An 11,676-nucleotide genomic window follows, 5' to 3' on the forward strand; every position below is an offset into this window, starting at 1 on the left:
TGCTTATAGACTTTATAAACCTTCGTGTGGCAGAAGGGATTCCTTTAAAACAAGCAGTTATTGACGCAGGCGCAGTTCGTACAACTCCCATACTCCTAACCGCCGGTACAGTCGTAATTGGTGCCTTTGTCATTCTTTTTGACCCTATTTTTCAGGGCTTGGCAATTTCATTAATGGGAGGAACTATTGCTTCAACAGTACTTACGCTGTTGGTAGTACCACTTGTATATTATTTGATAGAACGTAAAAATCACAAAATATGAAATTACTAATCGTTACTGTTGTAGATCAGTTTGATGAAGACATTCTGCGGCTTTTTAAAAAAGCTAAAATAGAAAGTTTTAGCGGTTCGGAAATAGATGGATATAAACAACAGGCAACCATGTTAATGACCTCAAAATGGTTTCCGGCAGTTAAAGGCGGGGTAGAGTCCAGTCTTTTTTTCTCTTTTACAGAAGATGATAAAATAGATGTAATCTTTAGCTTGATTGAAGAGTTTAATAAAAATCTGGTAACCAACAATCCCATAAAAGCGATTGTAGTTCCCATAGAAAGATCAATTTAAAATATAATAAGTATGAAAAACAGAATTGTTAGGGCTGTAGCCGGAACCTTTATTCTAATTAGCTTAATGTTGGCCATTTACGTAAACATTAATTGGTTATGGTTTACTGCCTTCGTTGGGGTAAACCTTTTACAGTCATCATTCACAAAATGGTGTTTAATGGAAGACATCTTATCCAAATTTGGTATAAAGGATTAGCTAAATAATTTGATTATTATTCAAAAGTTGATTTGAATTATATAAGAAGGATAGCATAGATAAACTTTAATAATTATAATAACTTTTTATAACTTTTAAAGTAAGGTTTATCTTGAAAATCCTACTTTTATGGCATAATAATTATAGTTTAATATTTAATCATGTCAGAAAAAATTGAACGTGTAAAAACACTTATACTTGGTTCAGGTCCTGCAGGTTATACGGCTGCTATTTATGCAGCCAGAGCAGATCTGAAACCAATTATGTATACCGGGATGGAGCCCGGAGGGCAATTAACAACCACCACGGAAGTGGATAATTTTCCGGGTTACCCTGAAGGGATAGACGGACCTACGATGATGGTCCAGTTGCAGCAACAGGCAGAACGTTTTGGAACAGAAGTCCGAATAGGAATGGCTACTGCGGTCGATTTCAGTAATGAAGTTGGCGGGATTCACAAAGTAACCATAGATGATTCTATAGTAATTGAGGCGGAAACCGTTATTATTTCCACAGGTGCAACTGCAAAATATTTAAATATTCCCAGTGAGCAACGTTTGCGCGGAGGCGGTGTATCGGCCTGTGCGGTTTGCGACGGATTTTTTTACAAAGGACAAGATGTAGCAATAGTCGGAGGTGGTGATACAGCCGCTGAGGAGGCTTCATATCTTGCGAACATTTGCAATAAAGTTACTATGTTGGTGCGAAAGGATTTTATGAGAGCCTCTAAGGCCATGCAACACAGAGTAAACAGTCTACCAAACATTGATCTGCGATATAATTCAGAAGTGGATGAAGTATTGGGCGAGCAGGTTGTTGAAGGTTTACGTATCGTGAATAATAAAACAGGTGAAAAAGAAGAAATTCCTATTACAGGATTCTTTGTTGCCATAGGTCATAAACCCAATACAGAAATTTTCAAGGGTCAGTTAGAGATGGATGAAACAGGCTATCTTATAACACCCGGTAAATCTACTAAAACAAGCAGACCAGGAGTCTTTGCCAGTGGTGATGTTCAGGATAAGGAATACAGACAAGCGGTGACAGCAGCAGGAACGGGTTGTATGGCAGCATTGGATGCGGAACGTTATTTGGCTACTATTGAAACTCCTCAGGAAGTATCCTGATTTAACAGGCAATACATTTGCTTTAAAAACTAAAAGACCGCTTTATTTTGGCGGTCTTTTAGTTTTCTGGAGATACCAGATCCTAATTTATTCTTTTGTAATTTTCGGAGAAAGTCCTGTTACCATCGGCATCAATTGATATCTGACTATAAATATCATCCTTCAAAACTAATTCAAAAGTGAATTCGCGTAAAGTATCTAAGGCCTTCATCATGTGATAATCCCCATATTCAATCGTTTCTATTAAATCGGTGTCAGTTATCCTGTAGGACCCGTAACCAAACCTGCCAATAGTATCGTTCGGATCTGTGCGTGACCACATTACTTTCCCATCATAATACATTTTCACCTGTCTGTAACCTTCTTGTATTTTGGCAGTATCTGTCACTTCCTGTCCATCATAGTTATAAAAGCTTTGCAGTTCCCAGGTTCCCTCCATGGTATGCATAGTGTTAGGTTTTAAAGATGTGATTGAAGTAGCTGTGACCAAAATCACCATCAATAAAACTAATCCAAGAAATTTTTTCATGGTTTTGTGTTTTAAATAGTTATTCTTAAAGATATCTTAAAAGTTACAAATTTTTTTGTAAAACCAACAGAATATCATGGATTAAATTATGAATTGTAAATGGCCTGCCTTAAGTCTAATTATTAATCGTAAAAAGAATTAATAAGTGAGGTAATTTTTAATATGTCTTTCTCAGTATGCAAGGCTGTTAAAACTATCCTGCTTTTTAAGCTGGCTTCTTCTGAGGAATAATTGAAATCGGTCACAATAATTCCGTTATTGTACAGAAATTTGGTTAATTCAGGATTGGAATAACCAAATACCGGGAATCCTTGTATAAAGGTAAATTTCTTACGATCATTTATAAGATTTAAGAAAAAACTAGTATTATCATCCAACTTCCTTTTTTTAGATTTATATATCTCTTCAGCCTTTATTAAAGTGGCCATACTTGCAGGTGATGGGGGTGAAGCTCCAGCATAAAAATCCGTTTTAATTACTTCTTTTAACCTGTGCCTGGTGCCAAAGATTGCGCCTGCATCTATACCTAAGGCTTTACCCAAAGAACAACAAATTAATAGCTCTTTGGGTTTGAAATTCGAGAGAATTTGGAAAACACCACTATTGCCGGGACCTATTTGTCCAATACCGTGTGAATCATCTGCAACTAGTATACATTTATTTAGAGGCAGCGATGTTAACCCTTGAAATTGTGGATAGTTGTAGCCTGAGAAATCTATGGTATCTAATAGAATAACCGGTATTGCCTCTTTGTTTGATGACAGATGGTCCTTTATTGCAATATTCAAAGCCGAATAAGTGATATAGGGTTTAATTTTAGATTGGTATAAGGCAGAATGACTGTTTGGTGTATAGAACAACTGATATTGCTTACCACTGAACAAGCTGCAAATTAATTGGCCCGCAAGATATCCTGATGACAGGACTGCACAGTCTTCACTGCCCACCCATTTAGAAAGATGAGTTTCCGCTTCTCTATAAACCGATAGCTGAACATTAGACTTTCTGGAAGCACCATAGCTGGTGCCATATTTTTTGATGTTTGCGATAAAAATACTCTGGAATTCCCTATCAGTTTGCAGCCCAAAATAGCTGGTTCCACCGAAGTAAAGAAATTTCTTCTGCTCAATTACAATTTCACGGCCCGGAAAAGAATCTATATAAGAGGTCATTTGAATAATTCTATTCCGCTGCCATTTATTCCAGGAAAAATAACACGGCCTTTTTCTTTAATTTGAACTCCCGCTGCAATATCCTCGGCTAATAGCATTGCCCCATCCATATCTACATAATCTAATTTTGGCAATAGCTGGGCAATAGCAGAAATCCCAACGGTAGATTCCGTCATGCACCCTACCATGACTTTCAAACCCAGTTCCCTGGCTTTATCTATCATTCGCAAAGCCGGTGTCAGTCCCCCGCATTTAGTCAATTTAATATTTATACCATTAAAATGGAGCCAGCATTTCTCTACGTCGCCCTCTTCTATACAACTTTCGTCAGCAATTACCGGAAGAACACTTTGGTGAATTACTTTTTCCATCCCTTCCCAATCATCAGCCTTTAGAGGTTGTTCTAAAAACTCTACACCCAGGTCTTTTAACAAGGGTGCATTGTGAATAGTCTCGTTCGCGGTCCAGGCACAATTGGCATCAATCCTGAAAATAGCATTTGTATGTTTGCGTAACTCTTTAATAATGGCCACATCATTATCCGTTCCTAACTTGATTTTGTAAATAGGCCAGGGCTTTTCCTTTATTTTTGCGACCATTTTATCTACAGTATCCAGGCCAATCGTATAGTTGGTAACAGGATAATTCTCAATAGAAGTACCCCAAATCTCATACAGTGGTTTTCCAATGATTTTACCATAGAGGTCATGAGCCGCAAGATCTAAAGCACATAATGCAAAGTTGCTTAATCCTCTGGAAGCAATAAAAGAATAAAAGTCTTCGGTATTATGAAAATCGCAGGACTCTATTTCCCGGCGAATTCCCTCTATTTCAGAGATCATACTTTCACAGCTAATACCGTAATACGGATTGGAAGTTGCTTCACCGTAGCCGGTACAATTTTCAGACGAGAGAGAAACTATTAAAGTATCTTGTGAATCATGAGATTCCCTTGAAATACTAAAGGTATGTTTCAAGTTTAAAGTGTACTTTTTTAGATTGAGATTCATTAATCAATTGTTTAATACGAATATAAATAAATCCCATATATGACGAAATAAAACCCCGGTAAGAATACCGGGGTTAAAATAATGCTTAGGAAAATGTTTGGTATTTAATACTGACTAACTCATCTTAGTTTTTATGAACGCTTCCGGAAACAGATTTCTTCATTTGAACTTTTGCTTCTCCGGTATAGGAAATATCAGCACCGCTGCTGGCGTCAGCGGTTAGAGATTCAGATACATTAACAGAAATATCTGCTCCGCTGCTTGCATCGGCACGGCAGGTTTGTACATTAAAATCTCTGGCCTTAATATCAGAACCACTGCTGGCATTGGCATATAGCATATTGGCTTCACCGGATAATCTAATATCCGCCCCACTACTTGTATTGGCATCAACTTCATCGGCACTTAATTCTACGTGCAGATCCGAGCCACTGCTGGCATTCAATGATATTTTATCAGATTTAATAACACTCTTCCCAACTAAATCAGCACCGCTTGAAGATTCCAGTCCGGTAATGTCGGGTAAAGAGACATATATTTTTTTTGTTGCTCTGCCAATATTTTCAATGGCATGGATTTTTAGTTTACCATCTCGGATATCTGTTCCAATAAGGTCAATAATATTTTCGTCGGCTTCTACTGAAATTTCAAATTCCTTAGCCTGAGTAACATATACGTCCAGGCCTTCTGAGGCCGATACAACGGTAAATTCTTCAGTAACCTCTCTTCGGTCTTTGGCTATAACCCCATTTCCTTTTTTGCCGTCTCCAAAATTTATGTCAAAGGCACAGGAGGAAAGAAATAGCGCCAGGATCAATGCGATTGTAATTCTTGCTAATGTTGTCATGATTGTCGTTTTTAAGAACCCAAATTTTACGGGTTTTGATTAATTGTTTACTGATTTAATTTGATTGATAAAATTCTTTGTTTCTATTAGAAATAACGAAAATGAATTACTCAATTGTTGAATTCAAATGATGAATTGTAAGCCTTCTAGTTATTCTCATTGGTTTTGATCTTTACTCCGTCCTCATCAATTTTCATTTTAAAGGAATCCCCATCGTCTTTAATGTCAATATCTACGCCATTCCCATTGATAATTATGCGGCCATTTTCATCATCTTCGTCTTCGTCATCTATTACTTCAGGACAATCCAGGCATTTTAATACACCGTTCTCCTGCATAAGCCACTGATAATCTATGATATCACTTCTATAAATATCCTTGTCGTAGCGGGTTATTCTTCCAATATGGCGTTTGGCGGATTCATCCAATTGGATTACGCTATTTGCGGGAACAAAAACGGTTAATCTGACTTCCTGATCCCTAACCTTATTTTTGGCATCTGTTGTATGAAAATTATCGAGTAACAGGGTATTAGCCTCAATAGAATAATTGTAATCAATCTTGCTTGCCCTATCTTTTGCGCTAGTAAAAGAACTTCCGTTTGCGTCCTTCCTAATACGAATGTGTGCAAGTGAATCTTCAGATTTTTTGATATCAAATCTTACGTCGTTAGCAAATAAAATTTTATCTCCGTTTTCATTATAGGTAACCGTCATTCCATTTATTCCTACGTTTTCCTGATTTTCGTATAGGTCACTGGATTGTAGACGAATACGCAAAGTATCCAGGGCTTGAGGAAAATATAAATCCTCTGTAACTGTGCTTGTTCCATTAAAAGCATGAGCCGACACCTGTTGAATTCCAAGGACACTCAATCCGATAATAGAAAGCAGCCATAATCCCAATAAAGAGAACTTAACAATGTTTCCGATAGATTTAAGGTTGTTCACAAGAATTTTTAACCCCAGGTATAGCAGAAAGAAAAATGGTATTCCTATTGCGAAAAAGGAGAGTAGTGAAACCAGCCAAACGGGTGCAACTGTGGAATTCACCATATCGTAAAAATCAACACCTGGGATATGTACTATGTCCAGAATTCCTACTGTGAATAATCCTATAAAGAGACCAATTAAAGTTGCGGCACCTATTATGATTAATAATATCCCTATAAATTTGCCGAAAACTTTGAAAAAGAACATGATAATGTCTCCAAGAGCATCAAAAAAAGTTCTGCCACTACTTTTTACTTTATTTCCTACTTTTTCATAATCTACACTCTTTACCCTATCTGCGACTTCGTCAAAACCTTCTTTTACTTTTTTTTCAATATTACTTATGTTAACCGGTTCACCTCTCATATCCAATTTCTGAGAAGTGGTTGCAGCTTCCGGCACTAAGATCCAGAGTAAAATATAGGCAATAAAACCAAAACCTGTGAAAATACCAAGTACGATGAAAATTAGACGTATCCATAAGACATCGAACCCTAGATAATGCTCAAGTCCGGCACATACACCACCAATATATTTGTTGTCAATATCTCTATAGAGTTTTTTAACTCTTGGCCGTGATTCACTACTTTGTCTTGGTTCATCTTCAAAAATGTCTTCATCTACCATATAGTCTTCCGGCTGTCCCATGATATTGATGACTTCATCTACTTCTTTGAGGGTAATAACCTGCCTGTCGTTTTCCATTTTTTCCTGGAAAAGTTCAGCTATCCTGGCTTCAATATCAGCAATGATTTCATCACTTCCTGCCGTACCGGAAAATGAACGCTTAATTGATTCCAGATACCGCTGTAATTTGTTGAATGCTTTTTCATCTATGTGAAAAAGTATATTTGCGAGATTTATATTTACTGTTTTATTCATTGTTAGTTGTTTTTAGTATTGGTAACCAAATTAACTGCTCCTCTGAGTTCATCCCAGGTAATGTTCAATTCTTTCAGGAACACTTTACCTGTTTCCGTAAGTGCATAATATTTTCTGGGTGGGCCAGAGGTTGATTCCTCCCAGCGATAATTGAGCAACCCTGCATTCTTTAACCTGGTTAGCAGGGGATAAATTGTACCTTCAACTACCAGCATTTTTGCATCCTTGAGGGTTCCAAGAATTTCGGAAGCATACTTATCTTCTCCTCGAAGAATGGAGAGTATGCAATATTCCAAAACTCCTTTTCGCATCTGTGCTTTTGTGTTTTCTATGTTCATAATTTCATAATTCTGTTTTGTGCTGTTCCTCGTGTCGCGGATTAATTCAGCATCTGGTTAACTGTTCGTTTTTTTGTTTTTCATTTGATGATGATTGATAAATAAACTCTTTTTTATTGATGAATAACTCCTGTTATACAGCTTGATTACTGCTGTTTATTATTTTATGAAATTGATCGTTATTGGATATTTAAAATACTGTCCTTCATTTGTTCTAAGGGTTGCCAAAATTGTGTAAACAATATTGACAATAAAGAGTGCAACTTGCAACAGACCTGTTATGCCTATAGGCCAAAGCCACCATCCTAAATGCAAGTTTTCTCCTATAAAATGAAAATTGATATTATTGAACTCATTGTAATCCCGAATATCCAATAACCCTCCTTCAAAAATGCTGGGTAAAAACCCCAGTACAAAAGGAACCGATATAATTCCCAGAATAATGGAATACAATAAGAGGCTAATTTGGAAATTTAAAGCCTGCTTTCCGTTGTAGTCCACGAAGTTGTGTTCCTTCTTATTTCCAATCCATAAAACCAATGGCAAAAGAAAGTTACCAAAGGGAATAAAGTACTTGCTAAGCGTGGATGCATGAATAACTGCGGATAAATTTCTTTCGTGTTTTGTCAATGTCTCTGTCATGGCCTATTAGTTTCTTATGCAAATATATATCTAAAAGAAGGTATTATGCAAAACATAGTACTAATATTTAACAAATAATTAACATTTATAAGTTAAAATAGAATACTTACTTTTACCATATATTTTTATTTTTATGAGCCTGAGTCCCAGTAAATTCAATGTCTTTGCTTTTTTTAAATTACCATCGGCCTGGTGGTCCGGTGTTCGGCTTAGATCTTTCGATGAAGAGAAAGCTGTGGTTACCGTAAGGCATAAATGGTTTAATCAGAACCCATTTAAATCTATGTTCTGGGCTGTTCAGGGGATGGCAGCCGAACTTAGTACCGGGATTATGGTTAGTTCACAGATTAGAGAACGCAGTGAAAGCATTTCCATGCTTGTTGCCAGTAATAATGCTAATTTCTCTAAAAAAGCGACCGGTAAAATTACATTCAAATGCGAGGACGGGCATAAGATAAAAGAAGCATTGGACCAAACGATTGCTACAGGAGAGGGACAAACCTTTTGGATGAATTCTGTTGGCGTAAACGAGTCGGGAGAAGTAGTTTCTACCTTTAATTTTGAATGGACGGTAAAATTGAGAAACTGATATTGTTTTTTTATTCTGTTGCTGTAACATTTTGTACTCTGAACCAACTAACTAGTAATAACCTAAAATAATAAAAATGAACGCACACGAAATAGACTATAAGATTTACGGCGAAGAAATGCAATACGTTGAAATAGAGCTGGATCCACAGGAGGCTGTGGTGGCTGAAGCCGGCAGTTTCATGATGATGGACGCCGACATAAAGATGGATACCATTTTTGGCGATGGTTCCAACCAGGATAACAGTGTACTTGGCAAATTATTTTCGGCAGGAAAACGAATTCTAACCGGTGAGAGCTTGTTTATGACCGCTTTTTTAAATGTGGGTCAGGGCAAAAAGGAAGTTAGTTTTGCTTCTCCTTATCCCGGCAAGATTTTGCCCATTGATTTATCTGAAAAACATGGAAAATTTATATGTCAGAAAGATGCCTTTCTCTGCGCGGCCAAAGGAGTTTCTATAGGTATAGAATTCTCTAAACGACTTGGCAGGGGCCTGTTTGGGGGTGAAGGTTTTATCATGCAGAAACTTGAAGGGGATGGTATGGCCTTTGTTCACGCCGGCGGTACCCTGGCCAAGAAAGAGCTGGGGCCTGGTGAAATTTTAAAAGTTGATACAGGTTGTATTGTGGGGTTTACAAAGGATATAGACTACGATATTGAGTTTGTTGGTGGAATCAGAAATACTGTATTTGGTGGTGAAGGTTTGTTCTTTGCTTCTTTAAGAGGCCCTGGAACCGTCTATGTACAATCCCTGCCTTTTAGCAGGCTTGCAGGCAGAGTTTGGGCTGCAGCGCCAAAAGGGGGAGGAAAGGACAAAGGAGAGGGAAGTATTTTAGGAGGAATAGGAGATCTTCTGGATGGTGATAACCGTTTCTAAATTATTCCCTATAAACTTTGAACCCAGACTAATTTCTTTATGAATTTTAATAAACTATTTGACTTTTTAAGTGAATTGGAGAATAACAATTCCAAGGTCTGGATGGATATTAACCGAAAACGGTACAAGGAAATTCGTTCAGAATTTATTAGCTGGTTAGATGACATGGATAATACCCTCGCTGATATTGATAAGCATTATTACAGGACTCCAGGAAAAAAAGGAATAAACAGGATTAACAATAATCTTATGTTTCACCCTCATAAACCTATTTATAAAGATCACTTTGGTGCAGGTTTGGATAAAGCACCAGGGGCAGGAGATTTCTATATTCAGATTGGAATAAATGAATCTTTACTTGCCGGTGGAGTTTGGCGACCGGACCCAAAATCACTGCGAAGTATAAGGGAGGCTATAGATTATAACGGGGAAGAACTAATAAAAATCATCAATAAAGATTCATTTAAAAAAACTTTTGGCTCGTTATATATTGATGAAAAGTTGAAAAGTGCCCCCAAAGGTTTTACAAAAGAGCATCCTTATATTGATTTGTTGAGAAATAAATCCTTTGCGGTAGTCCACCAGCTTTCAAAAGAACAGGTAATAAGCGATGATTTTAGAGAAATTGTTATCAAAGTATACAGAGAAATGCTTCCTTTTAGGAGGTATTTAAATAATGCACTTACCGTATAAACCAATTATATTTAATACTTCAAATATTATAGGCCGCGATGAACGTGACAAAAAGCAGGATTAAAAATATTAGAAAAGAAGTTTTATCAGATAATTGGTATACATTAAGCAAGTACACTTATGAATATCAAAAGGAGGATGGGAAGTGGGAAACTCAGATTCGCGAGTCCTATGACCGTGGAAATGGAGCTGCAATCTTGTTGTATAACAAACAGAAAGGAACAATTATTCTTACCAAACAATTCAGAATGCCTACCTACGTAAATGGAAACCCCTCCGGGATGATGATAGAGGTATGCGCAGGCTTGCTGGATGGGGCTCATCCGGAAGATTGTATCAAAAAAGAAGTTGAGGAAGAAACCGGGTATCAAATACATCATGTGAAAAAGGTATTTGAATCTTATATGTCACCTGGTTCCGTTACTGAAATACTTCACTTTTTTATTGGCGAATACGAAGAGCAAATGAAAGTTGGAGATGGTGGGGGTGCCGAGGATGAGAGTGAAAATATTGAAGTACTGGAAGTTTTATTTGATAGGGCTTTAGACATGATTTCAAACGGGGAAATAAAAGATGCAAAAACTATTATGCTCGTACAATACGCAAGCATAAATAACATAATTCAATAATTGTCCCGCACCCATTCGAACACATACTGCATTTGTTTTTTTATCTCCGAAGCGGGATTCATAAAATGATTATTCATAAAACTGAATATTAGGGTTTTCCCGGATTTAGTTATTAAATACCCACTTATATTATGATTGTTACCCAGTGTGCCAGTTTTAGCATAGATATATGGTTGGGGATTTCCCGGATACCAATCAGATATTGTGCCCGATTTGCCTCCCTCCGCAAAAAGATGGAATAGTCGTTCTTTTGGAACCTCCCTATAAATTGCATTCAAAACATATACCATAGCTTCAGGGCTAAAAAGATTATATCTGGAAAGTCCGGAACCATCTACCCATCTAGGCGGTTGTTTTAAATCTTTAAGGTGATTTTCAAGCATGTACGCTATAGCCGTTCCTGTGTTTAATGTGTCTGATAGGGTAGAGGAGGCCAGTAAGAGTAATTGCTCAGCTAAAAAATTATCGCTTTCCTGCATCATTCTTTTATTTATACTATCGGTAAGAATTCCAGAGAGTATCATTTTTTCTTCACAAGGCATTTTTTGAACCACTGATATTTCTCTACCGAGGGCTTTTTCCAAAA

The 11,676-nt window shown here is 37.1% G+C and carries 16 protein-coding genes; 8 read left to right on the plus strand and 8 right to left on the minus strand.

What is annotated here, in order from left to right; genetic code table 11:
- From WBM60_RS01155 to trxB, 4 genes are all read left to right on the plus strand, one after another.
- Window positions 1-263, plus strand: a 263-nt coding sequence (locus WBM60_RS01155; protein WP_424282657.1) for an efflux RND transporter permease subunit, incomplete at its 5' end; no start/stop codon positions are given.
- Window positions 260-565: a hypothetical protein gene (locus WBM60_RS01160; protein ID WP_424278511.1), complete on the plus strand. Its 306-nt coding sequence runs from the start codon at window positions 260-262 to the stop codon at window positions 563-565. The genes WBM60_RS01155 and WBM60_RS01160, both read left to right, overlap by 4 nt.
- 12 nt (window positions 566-577) lie before the next feature.
- Window positions 578-763, plus strand: a complete 186-nt coding sequence (locus tag WBM60_RS01165) for a YgaP family membrane protein (RefSeq protein ID WP_424263630.1) — start codon at window positions 578-580, stop codon at window positions 761-763.
- 161 nt (window positions 764-924) lie between these two features.
- Complete coding sequence (gene trxB / locus WBM60_RS01170) at window positions 925-1,890, plus strand: thioredoxin-disulfide reductase (RefSeq protein WP_424263631.1); 966 nt, start codon at window positions 925-927, stop codon at window positions 1,888-1,890.
- An 82-nt stretch (window positions 1,891-1,972) separates the two neighbouring features.
- Here trxB and WBM60_RS01175 read toward each other — a convergent pair whose 3' ends face one another.
- The 7 genes from WBM60_RS01175 to WBM60_RS01205 all read right to left on the minus strand — a co-directional run bounded on the left by WBM60_RS01175 (window position 1,973) and on the right by WBM60_RS01205 (window position 8,302).
- On the minus strand, window positions 1,973-2,419 hold the full coding sequence (locus WBM60_RS01175) for a hypothetical protein (protein WP_424263633.1): 447 nt from the start codon (window positions 2,417-2,419) through the stop codon (window positions 1,973-1,975).
- Between the two features lie 122 nt (window positions 2,420-2,541).
- On the minus strand, window positions 2,542-3,591 hold the full coding sequence (locus tag WBM60_RS01180; RefSeq protein WP_424263635.1) for a pyridoxal phosphate-dependent aminotransferase family protein: 1,050 nt from the start codon (window positions 3,589-3,591) through the stop codon (window positions 2,542-2,544).
- Window positions 3,588-4,601, minus strand: coding sequence for a dipeptide epimerase (locus tag WBM60_RS01185; RefSeq protein WP_424263637.1), 1,014 nt, complete (start codon window positions 4,599-4,601; stop codon window positions 3,588-3,590). Before WBM60_RS01185 ends, WBM60_RS01180 begins: the two co-directional genes overlap by 4 nt.
- Window positions 4,602-4,725: 124 nt before the next feature.
- On the minus strand, window positions 4,726-5,448 hold the full coding sequence (locus WBM60_RS01190) for a head GIN domain-containing protein (protein WP_424263639.1): 723 nt from the start codon (window positions 5,446-5,448) through the stop codon (window positions 4,726-4,728).
- A 146-nt stretch (window positions 5,449-5,594) separates the two neighbouring features.
- Window positions 5,595-7,322, minus strand: coding sequence for a PspC domain-containing protein (locus WBM60_RS01195; protein WP_424263641.1), 1,728 nt, complete (start codon window positions 7,320-7,322; stop codon window positions 5,595-5,597).
- A gap of 2 nt (window positions 7,323-7,324) precedes the next feature.
- A complete protein-coding gene (locus WBM60_RS01200) occupies window positions 7,325-7,660 on the minus strand; it encodes a PadR family transcriptional regulator (RefSeq protein WP_299161429.1) in 336 nt (111 codons plus the stop codon).
- A 159-nt stretch (window positions 7,661-7,819) separates the two neighbouring features.
- Complete coding sequence (locus tag WBM60_RS01205; RefSeq protein ID WP_299161432.1) at window positions 7,820-8,302, minus strand: DUF4870 domain-containing protein; 483 nt, start codon at window positions 8,300-8,302, stop codon at window positions 7,820-7,822.
- 133 nt (window positions 8,303-8,435) lie between these two features.
- On the opposite strand from WBM60_RS01205, the gene WBM60_RS01210 reads away from it, so the two are divergent.
- The 4 genes from WBM60_RS01210 to nudK all read left to right on the plus strand — a co-directional run bounded on the left by WBM60_RS01210 (window position 8,436) and on the right by nudK (window position 11,090).
- The gene (locus WBM60_RS01210) at window positions 8,436-8,891 is read left to right on the plus strand and encodes a DUF4442 domain-containing protein (RefSeq protein WP_424282658.1); all 456 of its coding nucleotides are present in this window, start codon (window positions 8,436-8,438) and stop codon (window positions 8,889-8,891) included.
- Between the two features lie 76 nt (window positions 8,892-8,967).
- Window positions 8,968-9,768, plus strand: a complete 801-nt coding sequence (locus WBM60_RS01215) for a TIGR00266 family protein (protein ID WP_424276669.1) — start codon at window positions 8,968-8,970, stop codon at window positions 9,766-9,768.
- 39 nt (window positions 9,769-9,807) lie between these two features.
- A complete protein-coding gene (locus WBM60_RS01220; RefSeq protein WP_424276668.1) occupies window positions 9,808-10,461 on the plus strand; it encodes a DUF2461 domain-containing protein in 654 nt (217 codons plus the stop codon).
- A 38-nt stretch (window positions 10,462-10,499) separates the two neighbouring features.
- Window positions 10,500-11,090, plus strand: coding sequence for a GDP-mannose pyrophosphatase NudK (nudK, locus tag WBM60_RS01225; RefSeq protein WP_424276667.1), 591 nt, complete (start codon window positions 10,500-10,502; stop codon window positions 11,088-11,090).
- Here nudK and WBM60_RS01230 read toward each other — a convergent pair.
- On the minus strand, window positions 11,084-11,676 hold a 593-nt coding region (locus tag WBM60_RS01230; protein WP_424282659.1), incomplete at its 5' end, for a D-alanyl-D-alanine carboxypeptidase. The two genes, nudK and WBM60_RS01230, sit on opposite strands and share 7 nt — an antisense overlap.

Origin of the sequence: Eudoraea sp., from assembly GCF_049669105.1 — a bacterium.
In the GTDB taxonomy this organism is placed as follows: domain Bacteria; phylum Bacteroidota; class Bacteroidia; order Flavobacteriales; family Flavobacteriaceae; genus Eudoraea.